This window comes from Pseudomonas paracarnis (assembly GCF_904063055.1).
Taxonomy (GTDB): domain Bacteria; phylum Pseudomonadota; class Gammaproteobacteria; order Pseudomonadales; family Pseudomonadaceae; genus Aquipseudomonas; species Aquipseudomonas paracarnis.
Map to the genome: position 1 here is coordinate 52,183 of NZ_CAJFCN010000017.1, position 21,327 is coordinate 73,509.

A 21,327-nucleotide genomic window follows, 5' to 3' on the forward strand; every position below is an offset into this window, starting at 1 on the left:
GGGCCGCGCCATGACGCTTCAACAATCCCGTCGCCTGCAGAGCCTGTTGCTCGGCACATTGGCCTGGGCCATCGCGATCCTGATTTTCTTTCCGATCTTCTGGATGGTGCTGACCAGCTTCAAGACCGAAATCGACGCGTTCGCCACGCCGCCGCAGTTCATCTTCACGCCGACGCTGGAGAACTACCTGCACATCAACGAGCGCAGCAATTACTTCGCCTACGCCTGGAACTCGGTGGTGATTTCGTTCAGCGCCACCGCCCTGTGCCTGCTCATTTCGGTACCGGCCGCCTATTCCATGGCGTTCTACGAAACCCAGCGCACCAAGGGCACGCTGCTGTGGATGCTGTCGACCAAGATGCTGCCGCCGGTGGGCGTGCTGATGCCGATCTACCTGTTGGCCAAGAGCTTTGGCCTGTTGGACACGCGCATTGCGCTGATCATCATCTACACCCTGATCAACCTGCCGATTGTGGTGTGGATGGTGTACACCTACTTCAAGGACATCCCCAAGGACATCCTCGAAGCCGCCCGCCTGGACGGCGCCACCCTGTGGCAGGAAATGGTGCGCGTGCTGCTGCCCATCGCCAAGGGTGGCCTGGCCTCCACGGTACTGCTGTCGTTGATCCTGTGCTGGAACGAGGCCTTCTGGTCGCTGAACCTGACCTCCTCCAGCGCCGCGCCGTTGACCGCCTTGATCGCCTCTTACTCCAGCCCCGAAGGCTTGTTCTGGGCCAAGCTGTCCGCCGTCTCGACCCTCGCCTGCGCGCCGATCCTGATCTTTGGCTGGATCAGCCAGAAGCAGTTGGTACGCGGTTTGTCCTTTGGCGCCGTCAAATAATAATTCCCAGCGGAGGGCCCATCATGGCCAACCTGAAAATCAAGAATCTGCAAAAAGGCTTTGAAGGTTTTTCCATCATCAAGGGCATCGACCTGGAAGTGAACGACAAGGAATTCGTGGTGTTCGTCGGCCCGTCGGGCTGTGGCAAATCCACCCTGCTGCGCCTGATCGCCGGCCTGGAAGAAGTCAGCGACGGCACCATCGAACTCGATGGCCGCAACATTACCGAAGTCACCCCGGCCAAGCGCGACCTGGCCATGGTGTTCCAGACCTACGCGCTGTACCCGCACATGAGCGTGCGCAAGAACATGTCGTTTGCCCTGGACCTGGCGGGCGTCGACAAGAAGCTGGTCGAGAGCAAAGTCAGCGAAGCGGCGCGCATCCTTGAGCTGGGGCCTTTGCTGGAGCGCAAGCCCAAGCAACTTTCGGGTGGCCAGCGCCAGCGCGTGGCGATTGGCCGAGCGATTGTGCGCAACCCGAAGATCTTCCTGTTCGACGAACCGCTGTCCAACCTCGACGCCGCCCTGCGCGTGCAGATGCGCCTGGAGCTGGCGCGCCTGCATAAAGAACTGCAAGCGACCATGATCTACGTGACCCACGACCAGGTCGAAGCCATGACCCTGGCCGACAAGGTGGTGGTGCTCAACAGCGGGCGCATCGAACAGGTCGGTTCGCCGCTGGAGCTGTACCACCAGCCGGCCAACCTGTTTGTGGCAGGCTTTCTCGGCACACCGAAGATGGGCTTCCTCAAGGGCCAGGTCACCCGCGTCGACAGCCAAGGCTGCGAGGTGCAACTGGACGCCGGCACTCTGATCAGCCTGCCGTTGAGCGGCGCCACCCTGAGCGTGGGCAGCGCGGTGACCCTGGGCATTCGTCCCGAGCACCTGGAAATGGCCACACCCGGGCAAACCACCCTGACCGTCACCGCCGACGTCGGCGAGCGCCTGGGCAGCGACACCTTCTGCCACGTCATCACCCGCAACGGCGAACCGCTGACCATGCGTATCCGTGGCGACATGGCCAGCCAGTACGGCGAGACGCTGCAACTGCACCTGGACCCGACGCACTGCCATTTGTTCGACACCGATGGCGTCGCCGTGGCCCGTCCACTGCGCGCTGCCGCCTGATTTCGTGAGTATTTCCCGATGAAATTGAATAAAGCCAACCTGACCCAACTGGCGCCCCAAGTGCAGTTGCCTGCCTATGCGATTGCCGACACCCGCCAGGGCATCGCGCACATCGGCGTCGGCGGTTTCCACCGTGCGCACCAGGCGTTTTACACCGATGCCCTGATGAACACCGGCGAGGGCCTGGACTGGGGCATCTGCGGCGTCGGCCTGCGCAGTGAAGACCGCAAGGCCCGCGACGACCTGGCCGGCCAGGATTACCTGTTCACCCTGTATGAACTGGGCGACACCGACGACACGCAAGTGCGCGTGATCGGCTCGATCAGCGACATGCTGCTGGCCGAAGACGACGCCCAAGCGCTGATCGATAAGCTCGCCAGCCCACAGATCCGCATCGTCTCGCTGACCATCACCGAAGGCGGCTACTGCATCGACGACAGCAACGGCGAGTTCATGGCCCACCTGCCGCAGATCCAGCATGACCTGGCGCACCCGAGAGCGCCGAAAACCGTGTTCGGCTTTATCTGCGCTGCGCTCACCCAGCGCCGCGCCGCTGGCACCCCGGCCTTCACGGTGATGTCCTGCGATAACCTGCCTCACAACGGCGCCGTCATCCGCAAGGCCTTGCTGGCCTTCGCCGCCCTGCACGACGCGGGCCTGCATGACTGGATCAAGGCCAACGTGAGCTTCCCGAACGCCATGGTTGACCGCATCACGCCCATGACCAGCACCGCCCACCGCCTGCAACTGCATGACCAGCACGGGATCGACGATGCCTGGCCGGTGGTGTGCGAGCCGTTTGTGCAGTGGGTGCTGGAAGACAAATTTGTCAACGGCCGCCCGGCCTGGGAAAAGGTCGGCGTGCAGTTCACCGATGACGTCACGCCTTACGAAGAAATGAAGATCGGCCTGCTCAACGGCAGCCACCTGGCCCTCACGTACCTGGGGTTCCTCAAGGGCTACCGATTCGTTCACGAGACCATGAACGACCCTGTGTTCGTGGCGTATATGCGCGCCTACATGGACCTGGACGTCACGCCGAACCTGGCGCCGGTACCTGGTATCGACCTGACCGAATACAAGCAGACCCTGGTGGAACGCTTTTCCAACCAGGCGATTGCCGACCAATTGGAGCGCGTGTGCTCCGACGGTTCATCGAAGTTTCCCAAGTTCACCGTGCCGACCATCAACCGCCTGATTGCCGACGGCCGCGAGACGGACCGTGCCGCCCTTGTGGTGGCGGCCTGGGCGCTGTACTTGAAAGGTGTGGATGAAAACGGCGCGCGCTACAGTATCCCGGACCCGCGGGCAGCGTTCTGCCAGGACCTGGTGAGCGATGACGCGCTGATCAGCCAGCGGTTGCTGGGTGTGGAAGAGATTTTTGGCACGGCTATTCCCAAGTCGGCGGCGTTTGTGGCAGCGTTCGAGCGGTGTTATGCAAGCCTGCGCGACAAAGGCGTCACCACCACACTACAAAACCTCCTGAACAAACCGGATTAAACAGGTGGGAGCTGGCTTGCCTGCGATAGCGGTGGTCCAGTCAACCCTGCGGTGACTGCCAGACCGCTATCGCAGGCAAGCCAGCTCCCACATCGACCGTATTTTCAACCCAATAATAATGCTGAGCACTCCATCATGACCCAGCAAAACCTGTTCCTCGGAATCGACTGCGGCACCCAAGGCACCAAGGCCATCGTCCTCGACGCCTCCAGCGGCAAGGTGCTGGGCCTGGGCGCCGCCGCGCACACCTTGATCAGCGGCGCCAACGGCCGGCGTGAACAACACACCCAGGAATGGCTGGACGCCTTCACCGAAGCCACCCACCGCGCCCTGCAACAAGCCGGGGTGGACGGCCAGGACATCCTTGGCATCGGCGTGTCCGGCCAGCAGCACGGCCTGGTGCTGCTGGACGAACAAGGTGAAGTGCTGCGCCCGGCCAAGTTGTGGTGCGACACCGAAACCGCGCCGGAGAACGACCGGCTGCTGCAGCATCTGGGTGGCGAACGCGGGTCCCTGGAGCGCCTGGGCGTGGCCATCGCTCCGGGCTACACCGTGTCCAAGCTGCTCTGGACCCGCGAACAGCACCCCGACGTCTTCGCACGCATTGCCCATATCCTGCTGCCCCACGACTACCTCAACTACTGGCTCACCGGCCGCGCCTGCGCCGAGTACGGCGATGCGTCGGGCACCGGTTACTTCAACGTGCGCCGCCGCGAATGGGATGTGGCGTTGCTCCAGCACATCGACCCCAGCGGCCGCCTGCAAGCCGCGTTGCCGACACTGATCGAAGCCGACCAAGCGGTGGGCACGATCCTGCCGGCCATTGCCGAGCGCCTGGGCATCAACCCCAACGCGGTGGTGTCCAGTGGTGGCGGCGACAATATGATGGGCGCCATTGGCACCGGCAATATCGCCCCCGGCGTGATCACCATGAGCCTGGGTTCATCGGGCACCGTGTATGCCTTTGCCGACCAGCCCAACGTCAGCCCCCAGGCCTCGGTGGCGACCTTCTGCTCCTCTAGCGGCGGCTGGCTGCCGCTGATCTGCACCATGAACCTGACCAACGCCACCGGGGTGATTCGCGAGCTGTTCGACCTGGACCTCGATGCCTTCAACGCGCTGGTCGAACAGGCATCCATCGGGGCCGATGGGGTGAGCATGCTGCCGTTCCTCAACGGCGAACGCGTGCCCGCCCTGCCCCACGCCACCGGCAGCCTGCAGGGCCTGACCATGACCAACCTGACCCGTGCCAACCTGTGCCGCGCGGTGGTCGAAGGCACCACCTTCGGCCTGCGTTATGGCCTCGACCTGCTGCGCCAGACCGGCCTGCAAAGCCAGAGCATCCGCCTGATCGGTGGCGGCTCGAAAAGCCCGCTGTGGCGGCAGATGGTCGCCGATATCATGCACACCGAAGTGGTGTGTACCGAACAGAGCGAGGCGGCCGCCCTGGGCGCGGCGATCCAGGCGGCGTGGTGCCAGAGCGGCGAACCGCTGGCCAGCCTTTGCGACAAATGCGTGAGCATTGACCCGGCCAGCCGCACCTTACCCGTGGCGGCCAATGTCAGTGCCTATCAACAAGCGTATCAGCGTTATCAACAGCACGTGGCAACCCTTTAAGAGCGAGCAACTATGTATCTGGTGTGTGGTGAAGCGCTGTTTGATTTCTTCAGCGAGGAGGATGCCAGCGGGCAGGCCGCCAAGCTCAACTACAAGGCGATTGCCGGTGGCTCGCCGTTCAACGTGGCGGTGGGTTTGCGGCGCCTGGGGATCGAGTCGGGGCTCTTCGCCGGCCTGTCCACCGATTACCTTGGACGGCGCTTGCAGCAGGTCCTGAATGACGAAGGTATCAGCGAACGCTTTCTGGTGGCGTTCGACGCGCCGACCACCCTGGCGATGGTGGCCGTGGGCGCCAATGGCTCGCCGCAGTACAGCTTTCGCGGCGAAGGCTGCGCCGACCGGCAATTGCAACTGACGCACCTGCCGCCCCTGGGCGATGAAATTCGCGGGCTGCATGTGGGCTCGTTTTCGCTGGTGGTGCAACCGATTGGAGACACCCTGCTCAACCTGGTCAAGCGTGAAAGCGGCAAGCGTCTGATCAGCCTCGACCCCAACGTGCGCCTTAACCCGCAGCCCGATATCCACCTGTGGCGCGCCCGTGTCGCAGAGCTGGTGCAACACGCCGACCTGATCAAGGTCAGCGACGAAGACCTGCACCTGCTCTACCCCGACCAGACACCGGAAAGCGTGCTGCAAGGTTGGCTGCAACACCGCTGCCAACTGGTGTTCCTCACCCGTGGTGGCGACGGTGCGTCGGTGTTCAGCCGCCAGCATGGCAGTTGGTCGCAACCTGCGGTCAAGGTGGTGATGGCCGATACGGTGGGCGCTGGTGATACCTTCCAGGCGGCGTTGATTGCGTGGCTGACGGAACAGCAGTTGGATTCGGTTGACGGGCTGCAACGACTGAGCCGCGAGCAGATCGACGCCATGCTGGGCTTCGCGATCCGGGCTGCCGCACTGACCTGCGGCAAGACCGGCCCAGACCTGCCCTATCGTCAACAACTGGCTTGAGCTGAGCGGGCAAAAACCCAAAGTGCCATCACGCAGGCCACGTATTCCGTGGCCTGCGCGCCATGCATAAAAAATTGCGCTACTGGAAAACTGTGCTAAACCCAAAAACAGGAGCAGTTATTACAACAAACCTAGGACACACCCATGCAAAAGCCCAGTGGTTTCTCGACCCGGGCCGTTTTAGCTGTCGGCCTCATCTCATTGCAGTACATGAACCCTCAACCCTCCCACGCCGCCTGCGTTCTCACCCCGGGAACCGGCAACGATACCTATACGTGTAACAACGGCAGCAGTGCCGGCCTGACCGATCTTTCCGGGGATAACAGCCTGACGCTCTCCACAGGCGGCGCCATCAATGGCGATGTGACCTTTGGCCCTGGAATAGATACGGTGGAAATCCGCGACGGCCGGGTCACCGGGATCGTGCAGCAAGGCGACGGTGTTGATCGTGTCGTCATGATGGGTGGGCGAATAGGCGGCCTGTTCCAGGGCGACGGCCGCGACGTGCTTGAAATGTATGACGGCATAATCGACGAGGCTTTTGAAGACGGCGATGTGGCCTACCAGCGCGGTGGCAAAATTGGCCGGGTCAATATGAAGTTGGACAAGAACTTCTATGAAATGACCGGGGGGGAAATCCGGGAGAACCTGGTCACCGGTTTCGACACCGACACCATCATCATTTCCGGCGGCACCATCGGCGGCAATATCAGCACCAGCGGCGGCGATGACAGCATCACCGTCAGCGGCGGCGTGATTAATGGTGAGATCCGTGCCAGCGTCGGCAACGATACGTTCAAATGGCTGGGTGAAGGCAGGATCAACTCCCGGGTATTGATGGGTGATGGCGACGACACGGTCCTGCTGCAAGGCTTGAATGAAAGCAAACTGAACCACACGCCCTTTATCGATGGCGGCCTGGGCAACGATCAGCTGATCTTCGACGCGACAACATCCAGCACCGCGGCCCGCTACATCGGCTTGGAGCGCGTCAGCCTCACCAAAAACTCGCGCCTGGACCTGGCCGGGGATTTTTTCCTCGGTGACAGTGGCAGCAATACCGGCATGTTCAACATCGACGGCAGCAGTACCCTGGCCGTGGCGCAAGGCGGCATCCGCCCCTACACCGCCGGGCAACTGGCGACGCTCAATAACGCCGGCACTGTCGACATGACCACCGACAACAGCGCTACCAGCGTGTTGACGGTGCATGGTAACTACGTGGGCAACAACGGCCAGCTGCACCTGCAAACCGTACTCGGCGACGAAAACTCTGCCACCGACAAGCTGGTAGTGTCCGACGGCAACATCAGCGGTCACACCCAACTGAGTGTCAGCAACCTCGGCGGTATCGGCGGGCTGACCCAGAACAACGGCATCGAAGTGGTCCAGGCACTCAACGGCGCCGTCAGCAGCAACGATGCGTTTGCCTTGAAGGGCTCGGTCTCCGCCGGGGCGTATGAATACCTGCTGTTCAAGGGCGGCACCCTTGCCAATACGAAAAACAGCTGGTTCCTTCGCTCCTCAGTGGTGGCCGTGCAACCGCCGGCGGCCCCACCCGTACCGCCGACACCGGCCGTGGTGGTGCCGGTGCCGCCGATCCCCGCCACTCCCCCTGTAGTGGACTCGGATGAACCTTCCGTGGAACCGCCCACTGCGCAACCGCAACCCCCAATCGAGCCTGCCGCGCCACCGCCCAGCCAAGTCGCTGCAGCCACGTCGCCGCAATCAGCGGCGAGTAACCCTGTACTTCCCACCGCCGTGGCGGGTGCCGCGCCGATTCCACTGTATCGCCTGGAAGTTCCGGTCTACTCCGTAGACATCCCCGCTGCGCAACTGATGACGTTGCAGGCGCTGGGCACCTTCCATGAACGCCAGGGCGAGCAAAGCCTGCTGACCGAGACCGGTGCAGTGCCGGCAGGTTGGGGCCGCGCCTATGGCAGTGATTTCAACAAAAGCTGGTCGGGCACCGTGGCGCCGAGTTTTGACGGCACGGTCAAGGGCTATCAGGTTGGCCATGACCTTTACGCCGCCGAAACCAGCGGCGGGCAGACGCAACGCCTTGGCCTCTTTATCGGCCAGAGCCGCCTGCGCGGCGACGTGAAGGGCTTTGCAATGGGCTGGCAGAACCATCGCTCCGGGCGGGTCAAACTCGACGGCGACAACTTCGGCGCCTACTGGACACTCACCGATCCGACCGGCTGGTACGTCGACCTGGTGGCCATGGGTACCCGCCTGGATGGCGACAACAAGTCCGACCGAGGGGTGAAGATGGATACCAAGGGCCACGCCCTGGCGTTATCCGCCGAGGCCGGCTACCCGTTCAGGCTGTCCGAGCATTGGGAGATGGAACCTCAGGCCCAGGTCATCGGCCAGAAGATCGATCTGGATAGTCAGCACGATGGCATTTCCAAGGTCTCATTCGACTCCCAGGAGTATTGGACCGGCCGCATCGGCGCACGGCTCAAGGGTCGCTATCTGGTCAGCAACACACCCGTGGAGCCGTACCTACGGGCGAATGTCTGGCACACCTTCGGCGGTAGCGACACGGTGACGTTCGACGGGGTGGACCGGATCAAGAGCGATCACAAGTCCTCCACGGCTGATATGGGCATCGGTGTTGTGGCTCAATTGTCATCCACGGTCAGTGTTTATATGGAGGGTAACTATGGCACCCAACTGGACGACAACAACTTTGAGGGTGTCAGTGGCAATTTCGGCGTAAGAGCGCGCTGGTAAACAGGAAGGACGTCAACATTGGGCCTGGCAACTACCAGGCCCACGGGGTCAACTTATACTCAAGCATCCGCTAGTGATAACCGCGAGCACCGGCTCGTTGCAGTACCGGTGCGTGGCTTTGCTTGAGGTCTTCACGCAACCCGGTGATCAGGTTGCAAATCGCTCGGCTGCTGTCGAGCTTGTCAGGGTGGATACCTTTGACTTCCAAATCCACCCGATCCCGGTCGCGATCGTCGTAGACCCTGATCGTCAACGAGGCATCTTCGGCTTTGGTGCATTCGCACCGTTTAGGCAGGAAACTTCCTTCAATAATGCTGCGAAGCTCTAGTTCTGAAAGCATGGCTAACCTCTCCTTTTTTGAGACTGCCAACGGTTATATGTATCCGACAGGCACTTGCCTGCCACGTCTTGCCAACCCTGGAAGACGCTTTCAATCAGTAAGCCTACTCGGCAAAAACCGGGGTGGTTGTAACCTTTCCTCATAAGCAAACCGCTTGTTCATATTAAAGAAAACGGCTTGTTTGGCATCCTCGTCGAACTACATCGATTAAACGTTTAACCCGCAGCGTGGGGACCGGCGTTTAGGTGGGAATCCTTTTTTCGGCAACCTATCGCAGCCCATCAACCCATCACCGTTCAGCCGAAGAAGGTTTGCGATCGACATACGAACCATATACGATTCGTATATCAATTAAACACAGTGAACCTTATGGGCATCGTCAAGATCACCGATCAGCTGCACGAACAACTGCGCCTGGCCAGCGCCGCCATGGACCGCTCCATCAACGCCCAAGCCGAGTTCTGGATCAAGATCGGCCTGCTCGCCGAACTCAACCCGCACCTGCCCTACAACGAGCTGATCAACAAGCTGTTGCTGGACAAACCCGACCTGATCCGGGGGCGCAGTTGATGATCAAGACTCCCGCACAGTTGGCCGTGATGCGTGAAGCCGGGCGTCTGTTGGCGCAAGTCTTCGACATGCTCGACGGCTTCGTCGCCGCCGGCCGCTCTACCCTGGAGCTGGACAGCGCCGTCGAAGCCTTCATCCGCAATGACCTCAAGGCCCGCCCTGCCAGCCTGGGGCAGTACGACTACCCCTTCTGCATCAACACCTCGATCAACGAAGTGGTGTGCCACGGCATGCCCAGCGCCAAGCAAATACTCAAGGACGGCGACATCATCAACATCGACATCACCCTGGAAAAAGGCGGCTTCATTGCCGACGCCAGCAAGATGTACATGATCGGCAACGTGACGCCCAAGGCCAGGCGCCTGGTGGACATGACCTTCGAGGCGATGTGGGCCGGCATCCGCCAGGTCAAGCCGGGCGCGCGCCTGGGCGATATCGGCCATGCCATCCAGAGCCACGCGCAAGCCAACGGCTACAGCGTGGTGCGCGAATACTGCGGCCACGGCATCGGCCGGCAAATGCACGAAGAACCGCAAATCCTGCACTTCGGCCGCCCCGGCACCGGCCTCGAACTGCGCGAAGGCATGGTGTTTACCATCGAACCGATGCTTAACCATGGCAGCGCTAAAACTCGCAGCCTGAAAGACGGCTGGACGGTGGTCACCAAGGACAACAGCCTCTCGGCGCAATGGGAACACACCGTGGCGGTGACGGCGGACGGGTTTGAGGTGTTGACCTTGCAAGCCACTCAAACCTTTTACACCCCGTAGGAGCGAGCTTGCTCGCGAAGAGCGCCTAGCCTGCGCGCTAAACCAGGCTAGCCACTTTTTCGTTAACGTTTTTCGCGAGCAAGCTCGCTCCTGCATCTGCCTTGGCCTCAAGCTCGCGCACCAGCGGCAATACACGTTTGCCGAAATACTCCACTTCTTCCTGGAAGTGCAGAAAGCCTGCCAGCACCAAGTCCACACCCACGGCCTTGAGTGCCACGATGCGCTCGGCGATCTGCTGCGGCGTGCCGATCAGGTTGGTCTTGAAGCCATCGTTGTATTGCACCAGGTCCTCAAAGCTGGACTTGGCCCAGTTCCCCTCGCCCTCCGGCGACGCCTTGCCCGCTTGCCTGGCTGCGTCACCAAAGGCGTTGACCGCCTCCGGGTCGGCTTGGTCGATGATCTGCGCCAGCACCGCCCGAGCCTCCTCTTCCGTGTCGCGGGCGATCACAAAGGCGTTCACGCCCACCTTCACCGAATGGTGGTTGGCAGCGGCCTTGGCACGAATATCATCGACCTGGGCCTTGACGCCTTCAGGCGTGTTGCCATTGGTGAAATACCAATCCGACACCCGCGCCGCCATGTCCCGAGCCGCCCGCGAACTGCCGCCCTGGAAGATCTCCGGCTGGCCCAGGGGCTTGGGCTTGAGGGTGTATTGGTTGAAACGATAGAAATCGCCCTTGAAGGTGAAATCGTCCTGGGTCCAGATGCCTTTGAGGGCGCGGATAAACTCTTCGGAACGCCGATAGCGCTCATCATGCTCCAACCAATGCTCGCCAATGGCCTGGAACTCGCCCTTGAACCAACCACTGACGATATTCACCGCGATACGGCCATTGGTCAGTTGGTCGATGGTCGCCAATTGCTTGGCCGCCAACGCCGGTTGCCACGGCCCGGGCAGGATCGCCGCGATGACCTTGAGGGTGGTAGTCGCCGCGAGTAACGCATGGCTGAACGCCACGGACTCATGCTGGTTCTCGGCACCGTAACCTGCGGTGAAGCGAATCTGGGTCAAGCCATACTCAAAACCCGCCGCCTCCGCCAGTTGCGCCAGCTTGCGGTTGTACTCGATGCCCCAGTGGGTGCGTTGTTCAATCTTGCTGACGACCAACCCACCGCTGACGTTGGGTACCCAATAGGCAAATTTCACGGCTTGCTGACTCATCGGACGGTACCTCGCACAGGGGATGTACCAGTGCTTAGGCAGCAAGCGTGCCAGGGGCAGGCAAATGCCCGTAGCCTGGGGGTTGCGGAAAAAAAGGGGGATTGAAGCGATGGCTTGCCAGTGTCTGGGATCGCAGCAGTTTGTGGATCTGCTGTTGCTGGAGCAACAGTTGCGACCAGCACCAAGCGTACCCACGATGCGAAGCGAGTAGCTCTTGATCTTGATCTGCTTTTGATCTTGATCTTAGGCGCCCCGTTAAACCACGCTGGCCGGAATCGACAGGGATGGATATGTACTCGGTATAACGGTGTCGACTGTGAGGCCGCCTTCGCAGGCAAGCCAGCTCCCACAATTTGATCGCGGGGCGTCAGGTAGGTAGTCGTCGGCTGTGAGGCCGCCTTCGCAGGCAAGCCGGCTCCCACATTTGGAGCGTGGGGTGTCAGGCCACGTGCTCAGAACGCCAACTTATAACCCACCGCCATCAACATCACCGCCAGGCACGGCCGCAGTACCCCGTCGGGAATCCTGCCAGTCATATGGCTGCCCATGTAGATCCCCGGCAGCGACCCCATCAGCAAAAAGCCCAGCAGATGCCAGTCCATGTTCCCCATGCTGGCATGGCCCAGGCCCGCCACCAATGTCAGGGGCACGGCATGGGCGATCTCGGTGCCAACCAGGCGCCGCGTGGCCAGGAACGGGTACAGGATAAACAGCGCCACCGTGCCCAGAGCGCCGGCGCCGATCGAGGTCAGGGCCACCATGGTGCCAAGGATCGCACCTGTCACAACAGTGAGCGCATTCAGATTGCGCGGGCGCAGATGGTAGGAATCACCAGCATGACGCTGGGCAAACGCCAACAGGCTTTTCTTGAACAGGATCGCCAAGGCCGTCAGCAGCAATACCACGCCAAGGGCCTGCTTGATCACCGCGTTCATCGCACTGGGGTCGGTGTGCAAGCTGGCCAGGAACCATAACGTCAGCAACACTGCCGGCACGCTGCCCAGGGTGAGCCAGCCAGTGATGGTCCAATCGATGTTCTTGTTCTTGCTGTGCACCAGCACGCCACCGGACTTGGTAATGGCAGCGTACAGCAGGTCGGTGCCCACCGCGGTGGCCGGGTTGATGCCAAACCACAGCAGGATCGGGGTCATCAGCGAACCGCCGCCCACCCCCGTCATGCCCACGATAAACCCCACGATCAAGCCGGCAACCACGAAACCAATATTACCTACATCCATTCCAGCTACCCGCGGCCTTATAAATTTCTGGCCGCAGGATAGCGATTTTTCTTATAACCACTTATACCGATGCGATCTGAGTTTATGCCTTTTTGGAAACTCCAATTTTTTTGCACAAAACTGCATCCAATGGTCGGGCCTGGGCCGTAGTCATCAACGTACCCCTGCTGTTCTACCCAATGGAGAAACACCATGAACGCTAAAACACTGCTGTGCCTGTCCAGCTTGCTCCTCGCCGCACCGTCGGCGTTTGCCCAGGCGGGCCTGCCGGACAGCATCAAGGTGCCCGATGGCCACAAGGTAGCGATGCACACCACCGGGGTCGGCGAAATCACCTATGAATGCCGCGACAAGGCCAACGCTGCCGGCCAGACCGAGTGGACCTTCGTCGGCCCTAAAGCCGTGTTGAACGACCGTAATGGCCAGCAGGTCGGCACCTACTTCGGCCCACCCGCCACGTGGCAGGCCAAGGACGGCTCGACCATCACCGGCACGCAATTGGCCGTGGCGCCGTCGAGCCCCGGCAACCTGCCCTATCAACTGGTCAAGGCCAATCCAGCCGAGGGCAAAGGTGCAATGAGTGGCGTGGTGTATATCCAGCGGGTTGCGCTCAAAGGCGGGGTCGCTCCGGCTGCGCCCTGCACCACGGCGAACAAAGGCGCCAAGGAAATGGTGAAATACCAGGCGGACTACCTCTTCTGGGCCGCCAACTGAGCAAACTCAGCTACGCTGGCCAGGTAGGCGCGAGCAACCTCGCGCCTACCACGCGTAGACGTCTCCTCAGTGGCAGGAATTCTGGTTTGGCTGAACTCATCTTTGATTATCAAGTGTGCCTGTTAGCCTGCGCCCGCGGCGATCATCGCGCCCTGCACCAGCTCTATGAGCAGGACAGCAGCCGCTTGCTCGGTGTGGCGCTGCGCATTACCCGCAACAAGGCACTGGCCGAGGACATCGTGCATGACGCCTTTATCAAGATCTGGCACGGCGCACACAGTTTCGACCCCCTGCGAGGCTCCGCACGGGGTTGGGTGTTCAGCGTGACCCGCCACCTGGCCCTGGACGTGGTACGCAGCGCCGGGCGTGACGTGCCATTGGACGATCAGTACGAGCCGCTGGCAGAGCCGGCCCAGTCCATCGAGTTTGCCGCACGCTCTGGGCAGATCCACCAGTGCCTGGAACGGCTCGACCCGACGCGTCGCACCTGCATTCTGCACGCGTATGTGGACGGTTACTCCCACAGCGAAATCGCGCAAAAACTCAGTACCCCGCTGGGCACGGTCAAAGCCTGGATCAAACGCAGCCTCGCCGCCTTGCGCGAGTGCATGGCATGAACGACAGCCTGGATGAACTGGCCAGTGAATACGTGCTGGGGACCCTGCCCGCCGAACAGCGCGCTGAGGTACAACAACGCCTGGCCCATGATGCGGCACTGCGCGCAGCGGTGGATGCCTGGGAGCAGCGTCTGTTGCCTCTGGTGGCGCTGGCGCAACCGGTGCCGCCTTCGGCACAGCTGTGGCGGCGCATTGAACGCCGCATCAAAATCGCCGAAACGGGCGTGGCGTGGTGGAACCTGCTGGCGTTCTGGCGCGGGCTTTCTGCCGTCGGCCTGATGGCAAGCGTGGTGCTGGCGGCTTTATTACTGACGCGCCCGCCCATGACCGCACCCAGCTTCGTGGTGGTGCTGATGGCGCCACAAAGCCAGGCACCGGGCTGGGTGGTGCAGGCCAGTGATAATCGGCAGATCCAGTTGATCCCATTGGGGGTGATGGAGATTCCCGCAGACAAAGCCCTGGAGTTCTGGACCAAGGCCGATGGCTGGCAGGGTCCCGTATCCCTGGGTCTGGTCAAGCCTGGGCAGACCTTGTCGGTGCCCCTGGACAAGCTACCGCCGCTGGCACCGAACCAGTTGTTTGAACTGACGCTGGAAGGGCCCAATGGCTCGCCCACCGGCAAACCCACCGGGCCGATTCACGGGATCGGCCGAGCAGTCAAAGTACTTTGATCACGAAAGGTTAGGCAGCCACACACGAAACCGCGCCCCACCCAGGGGCGACGCCAAGGCCGTCAAGGTGCCCCCTTGGGCCTCCAGGGCGCGCCGGCTGATCGCCAGGCCCAGGCCAAAGCCGCCGGTTGCGCGGTCGCGGCTGCGGTCGAGGCGGTAGAACGGCTCGAAGATGCGCTCGCGCTGGTCAGCCGGTATGCCGATGCCATCGTCGTCCACCCAGATTTCACAGCCTTTGGGGCATACGCGCACGCCCACCTGGATGCGCTTGTCGCAGTAGCGCGTCGCATTGCGCAGCAGGTTCTGCAAGGCTCGGGCAGTCAGACGCGGGTCGAGGCTGAAGCGCTCAACGGCACAATCAAGCGCCACATCGATGACGATCTCGGGGTTTTCCAACTCATCGTCGACGCTGCCCAACACGCTGTCGATAAACTCGTCGAGCGCCACCTCTACCCGCTCGGGCAATTGCGCCGGGTTTTGCAGGCGGCTGTAAGACAGCAATTCCAGCACCAATTCATCCAACTCCCGAATATGCGCCACCAGGCTTTGCAGACGCTCGCGGCTGGCCGGGGGCAAGTCTTCGGAAAGCGCCAGGGCCAGCCCGAAATCCAGGCGGGTAAGCGGCGTGCGCAGTTCATGGGAGACCGCATTGAGCAAGTCGCGCTGCTGGTTCAAGAGATGCTCGATATCGTCGGCCATGGTGTCGAACACCGCCGCCAGGCCGCCGATGCTGGAGCTGGGTGCAAGCCCCGTACGGGCCTCCAAGTGGCCCTTACCCAATAGCGCGGCGGTACTTTTCAGACGTTCCAGGTCACGCCAGTGCGGACGTAGCCACACCAGCAGGCACGCCAACAAGGCGGCGCCGACCAGCACGTTCATCGACCAGTACAGCAGGTTCATGTCCAACGGGTCTGGCGGTACGGTCAGCTTGACCGCGAACTGCTGGTTGATCGGCGAACTGATTTCCTCCATCCAGCCCCACTCGCCCAGGCGGATCACCGGTTTGCCTTGCTCCAGTAACTGTTCTTCCTCAGGGGTGTAGCGGGCGTCCTGGCGCAGCAACAGTTGCACTTTCAACGGTGCAAAATCGCGGCTCAACTGGTCGGTCACCTGGGACCAGCGCTCCACCGGTGCGCGCTGGTACTGCTTGACCATGAGTTTTTGCAGGCCGCGGGACTGTTCGATGTTGTAGTTCATGTAGCGGTGTTCGAACAGCTGGATCACCAGCTTGGGAATCAGGTAAATCGCCGCACTGTAGGTGACGATGGTGATCAGGTAGAGGCGCAGCAGTACGCGAAACATGGTTCAGCATTCCCACTCGGAACGGCTGAACAGATACCCCTTGCCCCACACCGTCTTGATCTTGCGCGCCTCGCCCGCATGGTCGTCGAACTTGCGCCGCAGCTTGGAGATGGCCACGTCCACCGAACGGTCGGTACCGTTGAACTCGATACCGCGCAGGCGTTGCAGGATCTGATCGCGGCTGAGCACTTCGCCAGCATGCCGGGCCAGCACCACCAACAGGTTGTATTCTCCGCTGGACAGCTCCACCGCCTGTTCGCGCCAGGTCACGGTGCGCTCGGACAAGTCGATGCACAGGTTGCCCATGACGATCTGGTCGCTGGCCACCTGGGGTTCGGACAGGCTGCTGCGCCGCAGCAATGTGCGCACCCGGGCCAGCAATACGCGCGGCTCGCAGGGTTTGGTCACGTAGTCGTCGGCGCCCATCTCAAGGCCCAGAACCTGGTCGTGGCTGTCATCGCGGGCGGTCAGCATCAGGATCGGCAGGCCCGCAGAATCGGCGCGCAGCAAGCGGCACACCTGCAGGCCGTCGAGGCCCGGCAGCATCAGGTCGAGGATCACAAGGTCCGGCGGGTTCAGGCGTGCACGTTCGCGTACATGATCGCCACGGCTGAGCACGCTGACGTGGTAGCCATTGCGTTCCAGGTAGCTGGCAATCAGCTCGGAGAGTGCGGCGTCGTCTTCCACCAGGAGGATGTTGGGCATGGTGTTTCCAAATAATGCTGTTTGTTGGTGTGTTGCAGGATTGTGCAAGGATATACGCCCCCGACGCCACGTGCGCCGTACCTTACACTTCTTCACAGACCCGCTACACAGCTTCACAGCACCACGGCGCAGGTGCCTCTAGGATGCGCCAGTCAATATTGGGATAAGAGCATGTCGAAGAATCTATTTGCGCCGTTTTGCCTGTTGGCCCTCACACTGGCGCTGAGCGCGTGTGGTCAGTCGGCAGACGAGGCGCCACAAATGCCCCTGGCCAAAGTGCGGATCGAAACCCTGCAGGCCAAGCCCCTCTCTATTACCAGCGAACTGAGCGGGCGCATCGCCGCACCGCGTATCGCCGAGGTACGCGCCCGGGTCGCCGGGGTGGTGATGCAGCGGGTGTTTAACGAAGGCCACGACGTCAAGCAAGGCGACGTATTGTTCCGTATTGACCCGGCGCCGTTCAAGGCCGACCTGGACAGTGCCCTGGCCAACCTGAGCAAGGCCGAGGCCAATGCGTTCCAGGCGCGCCTGCAAGAACAGCGCTACAGCCAATTGGTCGAAGGCAACGCCATCAGCGGCCAGGAGTACGACAACGCCCGCGCCGCCCTGCGCCAGACCAACGCCGAAGTGGCCGCCAACAAGGCTGCCGTCGAGCGTGCCAGGCTGAACCTGGGCTATGCCACCGTGACCGCACCGATTTCCGGGCGCATTGGTCGCGCCCTGGTGACCGAAGGCGCGCTGGTCGGCCAGAACGAAGCCACGCCGCTGGCGATTATCCAGCAACTGGACCCGATCCACGCCGACCTCACTCAGTCCACCCGTGAGCTGAACGACCTGCGCCGCGCCTTTCGTGCCGGCAGCTTGAAGCAGGTCGGCCAGGACCAGGCCAAGGCCACCTTGATCCAGGACGACGGTAGCCTGTACCCGTTGCCGGGTAAATTGCTCTTCGCCGAAATCAGCGTCGATCCGGGCACCGGGCAGATCATCCTGCGCAGCGAGTTCCCCAACCCGGACCTCGACCTGTTACCCGGCAGCTTTGTGCGGGTGCGCGTGGAACAGGCCGTGGACAAACAAGGTATCAGCGTGCCGCAACGCGCCATCACCCGTGATAGCGCCGGTATCCCGATGGTGTTGTTGCTGGATGCCGAGCAGACCGTCAGCCAGCAACCGGTGGAGTTGGGTGCGGTTATCAACAACCGCTGGATCGTCACCAGTGGCCTCAAACCCGGCGACCGCATCATCGTCGAGGGCGTGCAACACGCACGCCCCGGTGAAAAAGTTGAAGTGGACGACAGCCCGCTCGTAAAGGAATAACCCGTCATGCCGCAGTTCTTTATTGACCGCCCGATCTTCGCCTGGGTGGTGGCCCTGTTTATCCTGCTGGCGGGCTTCCTGGCGATCCCGCAATTGCCGGTGGCGCAGTACCCCAACGTCGCGCCACCCAAGGTGGAAATCTACGCGGTGTACCCCGGCGCCTCGGCCCAGACCCTGGATGAGAGCGTGGTCAGCCTGATCGAGCAAGAGCTCAACGGCGCCGATCACCTGCTGTATTTCGAATCCCAGAGCAGCCTGGGCTCGGCGACCATTACCGCCACGTTCCAGCCGGGCACCGACCCGGAAATGGCCCAGGTGGATGTGCAGAACCGCCTCAAGGTGGTCGAGCCGCGCCTGCCCCAGGCCGTGACTCAGCAAGGCTTGCAAGTGGAAAAAGTCTCCGCTGGCTTCCTGCTGCTGGTCACATTGACCTCCAATGACGGCAAGCTCGATGACGTCGCGCTCAGTGATTACCTGGCGCGCAACGTGATGAACGAGCTCAAGCGCCTGGACGGCGTCGGCAAGGCCCAGTTGTATGGCGCCGAACGCGCGATGCGTATCTGGATCGACCCGCAGAAGCTGATCGGTTTCAACCTCACGCCGGCCGACGTCAACGCCGCGATCAGCGCCCAGAACGCCCAGGTCTCAGCGGGCAGCATCGGTGACTTGCCGGGCACCCACACCCAGGAGATCACCGCGGCGGTGCTGGTCAAGGGGCAACTGTCCACCCCGGCCGAATTCGCTGACATCGTGCTCAAGGCCAGCCCCGACGGCTCCACCGTGCGCATCGGCGATGTGGCACGGGTGGAAGTCGGCAGCCAGGAATACCAGTTCTCCACGCGTCTGAACGGCAAGCCGTCTACCGCCGTCAGCGTGCAACTGTCGCCCGGGGCTAATGCCTTGAGCACCGCAACGCTGGTGCGGGCGAAAATGGACGAGTTGTCACGCTACTTCCCTGCCAATGTGGAATACAAGATTCCCTACGACACCTCGCCCTTTGTCAAAGTCTCGATCACCAAGGTGGTCTACACCTTGCTGGAGGCGATGGCGCTGGTGTTCGCGGTGATGTTTCTGTTCCTGCAGAACGTGCGCTACACCTTGATTCCCACGCTGGTAGTGCCAATTGCGCTGATGGGCACCTTCGCCACCATGTTGCTGCTGGGCTTCTCGATCAACGTATTGACGATGTTCGGCATGGTGCTGGCCATCGGTATCCTGGTGGACGATGCCATCGTGGTGGTGGAAAACGTCGAGCGCATCATGGCCACCGAGGGCCTGTCGCCCAAGGAAGCGACGAAGAAAGCCATGGGCCAGATCACCGGAGCCATCATCGGTATCACCCTGGTGCTGGTGGCGGTGTTTCTGCCGATGGCCTTCATGCCGGGTTCGGTGGGGGTGATCTACCAGCAGTTCTCGCTGTCGATGGCCACCTCGATTCTGTTCTCGGCGTTCCTGGCCCTGACCTTGACCCCGGCGCTGTGCGCCACGCTGCTCAAGCCGATTGCCAAGGGCGAACACCATGCCAAGGTTGGTTTCTTCGGCTGGTTCAACCAGCGCTTTGAGCACCTCACCAACCGTTATGAAGGTTGGGTGGCCTATGCCCTCAAGCGCAGCGGCCGCTATTTGCTGATCTACCTGGTCTTGCTGGTGGGCATGGGGCTGTTGTTCAGCCGTTTGCCCTCATCGTTCCTGCCGGTGGAAGACCAGGGCTACACCATCACCGATATCCAGTTGCCACCGGGCGCCAGCAAGAACCGTACGGTGCAGGTGGCCGAACAGATCGAGGCGCATAACGCCGGCGAGCCTGGGGTGGGTGATACCACCATGATCATGGGCTTCAGTTTCTCCGGTTCCGGGCAGAACGCGGCGCTGGCGTTTACCACGCTCAAGGATTGGTCAGAGCGTGGCAGTGATGACTCCGCTTCCTCGATTGCCGATCGCGCCAACATGGCCTTCAGCGAACTCAAGGACGCGATTGCCTACGCGGTTCTGCCGCCGCCGGTAGACGGCCTGGGCACTTCCAGCGGTTTTGAGTTCCGTTTGCAGGACCGTGGTGGCGTTGGCCATGCGGGGTTGATGGCTGCGCGTACTGAACTGCTGGACGCTGCAGCGAAAAGCCCGATCCTGGCCAACGTGCGTGAAAGCGCCCTGGCCGAAGCACCGCAAGTGCAGCTGGAAGTGGACCGCAAGCAGGCCAACGCCTTGGGCGTTTCGTTTGCCGACGTGGGCAACGTGCTGTCCTCCGCGATTGGTTCGGCGTATATCAACGACTTCCCCAACCAGGGCCGCATGCAGCGCGTGGTGGTACAGGCCGAAGGCGACCAGCGCAGCCAGGTGGCCGACCTGATGAAGATCCACGTGCGCAACAACGCTGGGAAAATGGTGCCGCTGTCAGCCTTTGTCGAAGCCAAGTGGACCCAGGGCCCAACGCAGTTGACCCGTTACAACGGCTACCCGGCCATCGCCATCAGCGGCGAAGCGGCGCCGGGGCACAGCACGGGCGAGGCCATGAACGAAATCCAGCGCCTGGTCAGCCAGTTGCCTGCCGGGCTGGGCCAGGAATGGACGGGCTTGTCGTTGCAGGAGCGCTTGTCCGGCTCCCAGGCACCGTTGCTGTTGGGCCTGTCGCTGCTGATCGTGTTCCTGTGCCTGGCCGCGCTGTATGAAAGCTGGTCGATCCCCACCTCGGTGTTGCTGGTGGTGCCGCTTGGGGTGCTGGGCGCGGTGTTAGCCGTGTCGCTACGCGGGATGCCTAACGATGTGTTCTTCAAGGTCGGCCTGATCACCATCATCGGCCTGTCGGCGAAGAACGCGATCCTGATCATCGAGTTCGCCAAGGACCTGTATGACCAGGGCGAGGATTTGATCGACGCCACCTTGAAGGCGGCGCGGTTGCGCCTGCGACCGATCATCATGACCTCGATGGCGTTTATCCTCGGCGTGGTGCCATTGGCAATTGCCACCGGGGCCAGTTCGGCCAGCCAGCAGGCAATTGGTACCGGTGTGATTGGCGGGATGATCACAGCGACATTGGCGGTGGTGTTTGTGCCGGTGTTCTTCGTGGTGGTGATGAAGCTGGTGCGCAAGCGCCATAAAGCAAACTGATCAACGCCGCAGCCAAATGTGGGAGCTGGCTTGCCAACTCCCAC

At 61.8% G+C, this 21,327-nt stretch carries 18 protein-coding genes; 13 read left to right on the forward strand and 5 right to left on the reverse strand.

The window, feature by feature from the left end; translation table 11 throughout:
• Window positions 1–10 precede the first annotated feature (10 nt).
• The 6 genes from JMV15_RS25090 (at window position 11) to JMV15_RS25115 (ending at window position 8,775) form a co-directional block, all read left to right on the forward strand.
• Window positions 11–841, forward strand: a complete 831-nt coding sequence (locus JMV15_RS25090; protein ID WP_005788583.1) for a carbohydrate ABC transporter permease — start codon at window positions 11–13, stop codon at window positions 839–841.
• A gap of 23 nt (window positions 842–864) precedes the next feature.
• On the forward strand, window positions 865–1,968 hold the full coding sequence (locus JMV15_RS25095; RefSeq protein ID WP_038450357.1) for an ABC transporter ATP-binding protein: 1,104 nt from the start codon (window positions 865–867) through the stop codon (window positions 1,966–1,968).
• An 18-nt stretch (window positions 1,969–1,986) separates the two neighbouring features.
• Complete coding sequence (locus JMV15_RS25100) at window positions 1,987–3,468, forward strand: mannitol dehydrogenase family protein (protein WP_038450359.1); 1,482 nt, start codon at window positions 1,987–1,989, stop codon at window positions 3,466–3,468.
• 135 nt (window positions 3,469–3,603) lie between these two features.
• On the forward strand, window positions 3,604–5,085 hold the full coding sequence (gene xylB, locus JMV15_RS25105; protein WP_032901628.1) for a xylulokinase: 1,482 nt from the start codon (window positions 3,604–3,606) through the stop codon (window positions 5,083–5,085).
• A gap of 12 nt (window positions 5,086–5,097) precedes the next feature.
• Complete coding sequence (locus JMV15_RS25110; protein ID WP_020301116.1) at window positions 5,098–6,036, forward strand: carbohydrate kinase family protein; 939 nt, start codon at window positions 5,098–5,100, stop codon at window positions 6,034–6,036.
• 144 nt (window positions 6,037–6,180) lie between these two features.
• Window positions 6,181–8,775 (forward strand): autotransporter family protein, encoded by a 2,595-nt coding sequence (locus JMV15_RS25115; protein ID WP_038450362.1) that lies wholly within the window; start codon window positions 6,181–6,183, stop codon window positions 8,773–8,775.
• A 70-nt stretch (window positions 8,776–8,845) separates the two neighbouring features.
• On the opposite strand, the gene JMV15_RS25120 is transcribed toward JMV15_RS25115, so the two are convergent.
• Window positions 8,846–9,115, reverse strand: coding sequence for a DUF1652 domain-containing protein (locus JMV15_RS25120; protein WP_014718706.1), 270 nt, complete (start codon window positions 9,113–9,115; stop codon window positions 8,846–8,848).
• Between the two features lie 369 nt (window positions 9,116–9,484).
• Between JMV15_RS25120 and JMV15_RS25125 the strand changes: the two genes are divergently transcribed.
• Both JMV15_RS25125 and map read left to right on the forward strand, forming a co-directional pair.
• Window positions 9,485–9,685 (forward strand): ParD-like family protein, encoded by a 201-nt coding sequence (locus tag JMV15_RS25125; protein ID WP_003190946.1) that lies wholly within the window; start codon window positions 9,485–9,487, stop codon window positions 9,683–9,685.
• Complete coding sequence (map, locus tag JMV15_RS25130) at window positions 9,685–10,455, forward strand: type I methionyl aminopeptidase (protein WP_019816859.1); 771 nt, start codon at window positions 9,685–9,687, stop codon at window positions 10,453–10,455. The genes JMV15_RS25125 and map overlap by 1 nt, the downstream gene beginning before the upstream one ends.
• Window positions 10,456–10,492: 37 nt before the next feature.
• Here map and sfnG read toward each other — a convergent pair whose 3' ends face one another.
• Window positions 10,493–11,617, reverse strand: coding sequence for a dimethylsulfone monooxygenase SfnG (gene sfnG / locus JMV15_RS25135; protein WP_019816858.1), 1,125 nt, complete (start codon window positions 11,615–11,617; stop codon window positions 10,493–10,495).
• A 452-nt stretch (window positions 11,618–12,069) separates the two neighbouring features.
• Window positions 12,070–12,855, reverse strand: a complete 786-nt coding sequence (locus JMV15_RS25140) for a sulfite exporter TauE/SafE family protein (RefSeq protein WP_014718709.1) — start codon at window positions 12,853–12,855, stop codon at window positions 12,070–12,072.
• Between the two features lie 192 nt (window positions 12,856–13,047).
• On the opposite strand from JMV15_RS25140, the gene JMV15_RS25145 reads away from it, so the two are divergent.
• From JMV15_RS25145 to JMV15_RS25155, 3 genes are all read left to right on the forward strand, one after another.
• The gene (locus JMV15_RS25145; protein ID WP_014718710.1) at window positions 13,048–13,569 is read left to right on the forward strand and encodes a DUF3455 domain-containing protein; all 522 of its coding nucleotides are present in this window, start codon (window positions 13,048–13,050) and stop codon (window positions 13,567–13,569) included.
• 86 nt (window positions 13,570–13,655) lie between these two features.
• Window positions 13,656–14,186, forward strand: coding sequence for a sigma-70 family RNA polymerase sigma factor (locus JMV15_RS25150; RefSeq protein WP_014718711.1), 531 nt, complete (start codon window positions 13,656–13,658; stop codon window positions 14,184–14,186).
• Window positions 14,183–14,857, forward strand: a complete 675-nt coding sequence (locus tag JMV15_RS25155; protein ID WP_014718712.1) for an anti-sigma factor — start codon at window positions 14,183–14,185, stop codon at window positions 14,855–14,857. Before JMV15_RS25150 ends, JMV15_RS25155 begins: the two co-directional genes overlap by 4 nt.
• Here the strand turns inward: JMV15_RS25155 and JMV15_RS25160 are convergent, their stop codons facing one another.
• Both JMV15_RS25160 and JMV15_RS25165 read right to left on the reverse strand, forming a co-directional pair.
• Complete coding sequence (locus tag JMV15_RS25160; protein WP_038450364.1) at window positions 14,858–16,159, reverse strand: ATP-binding protein; 1,302 nt, start codon at window positions 16,157–16,159, stop codon at window positions 14,858–14,860. It abuts the gene before it with no gap.
• A 3-nt stretch (window positions 16,160–16,162) separates the two neighbouring features.
• Window positions 16,163–16,864, reverse strand: coding sequence for a response regulator transcription factor (locus tag JMV15_RS25165; protein WP_003190934.1), 702 nt, complete (start codon window positions 16,862–16,864; stop codon window positions 16,163–16,165).
• A gap of 171 nt (window positions 16,865–17,035) precedes the next feature.
• Between JMV15_RS25165 and JMV15_RS25170 the strand changes: the two genes are divergently transcribed.
• Together JMV15_RS25170 and JMV15_RS25175 are read left to right on the forward strand one after the other, a co-directional pair.
• A complete protein-coding gene (locus JMV15_RS25170) occupies window positions 17,036–18,178 on the forward strand; it encodes an efflux RND transporter periplasmic adaptor subunit (RefSeq protein WP_038450366.1) in 1,143 nt (380 codons plus the stop codon).
• A 6-nt stretch (window positions 18,179–18,184) separates the two neighbouring features.
• Window positions 18,185–21,283 carry an efflux RND transporter permease subunit gene (locus JMV15_RS25175; protein WP_038450367.1) on the forward strand — a complete coding sequence of 1,033 codons (3,099 nt, stop codon included), beginning with the start codon at window positions 18,185–18,187 and terminating at the stop codon, window positions 21,281–21,283.
• The last annotated feature ends 44 nt before the right edge of the window (window positions 21,284–21,327 follow it).

Excerpts from the sequence above, each read along its gene's own strand:
- JMV15_RS25090 (WP_005788583.1), top strand. The coding sequence starts at position 11 with ATGACGCTTCAACAATCCCGTCGCCTGCAGAGCCTGTTGCTCGGCACA.
- JMV15_RS25095 (WP_038450357.1), top strand. The coding sequence starts at position 865 with ATGGCCAACCTGAAAATCAAGAATCTGCAAAAAGGCTTTGAAGGTTTT.
- JMV15_RS25100 (WP_038450359.1), top strand. The coding sequence starts at position 1,987 with ATGAAATTGAATAAAGCCAACCTGACCCAACTGGCGCCCCAAGTGCAG.
- xylB (WP_032901628.1), top strand. The coding sequence starts at position 3,604 with ATGACCCAGCAAAACCTGTTCCTCGGAATCGACTGCGGCACCCAAGGC.
- JMV15_RS25110 (WP_020301116.1), top strand. The coding sequence starts at position 5,098 with ATGTATCTGGTGTGTGGTGAAGCGCTGTTTGATTTCTTCAGCGAGGAG.
- JMV15_RS25115 (WP_038450362.1), top strand. The coding sequence starts at position 6,181 with ATGCAAAAGCCCAGTGGTTTCTCGACCCGGGCCGTTTTAGCTGTCGGC.
- JMV15_RS25120 (WP_014718706.1), bottom strand. The coding sequence starts at position 9,115 with ATGCTTTCAGAACTAGAGCTTCGCAGCATTATTGAAGGAAGTTTCCTG.
- JMV15_RS25125 (WP_003190946.1), top strand. The coding sequence starts at position 9,485 with ATGGGCATCGTCAAGATCACCGATCAGCTGCACGAACAACTGCGCCTG.
- map (WP_019816859.1), top strand. The coding sequence starts at position 9,685 with ATGATCAAGACTCCCGCACAGTTGGCCGTGATGCGTGAAGCCGGGCGT.
- sfnG (WP_019816858.1), bottom strand. The coding sequence starts at position 11,617 with ATGAGTCAGCAAGCCGTGAAATTTGCCTATTGGGTACCCAACGTCAGC.
- JMV15_RS25140 (WP_014718709.1), bottom strand. The coding sequence starts at position 12,855 with ATGGATGTAGGTAATATTGGTTTCGTGGTTGCCGGCTTGATCGTGGGG.
- JMV15_RS25145 (WP_014718710.1), top strand. The coding sequence starts at position 13,048 with ATGAACGCTAAAACACTGCTGTGCCTGTCCAGCTTGCTCCTCGCCGCA.
- JMV15_RS25155 (WP_014718712.1), top strand. The coding sequence starts at position 14,183 with ATGAACGACAGCCTGGATGAACTGGCCAGTGAATACGTGCTGGGGACC.
- JMV15_RS25160 (WP_038450364.1), bottom strand. The coding sequence starts at position 16,159 with ATGTTTCGCGTACTGCTGCGCCTCTACCTGATCACCATCGTCACCTAC.
- JMV15_RS25165 (WP_003190934.1), bottom strand. The coding sequence starts at position 16,864 with ATGCCCAACATCCTCCTGGTGGAAGACGACGCCGCACTCTCCGAGCTG.
- JMV15_RS25170 (WP_038450366.1), top strand. The coding sequence starts at position 17,036 with ATGTCGAAGAATCTATTTGCGCCGTTTTGCCTGTTGGCCCTCACACTG.
- JMV15_RS25175 (WP_038450367.1), top strand. The coding sequence starts at position 18,185 with ATGCCGCAGTTCTTTATTGACCGCCCGATCTTCGCCTGGGTGGTGGCC.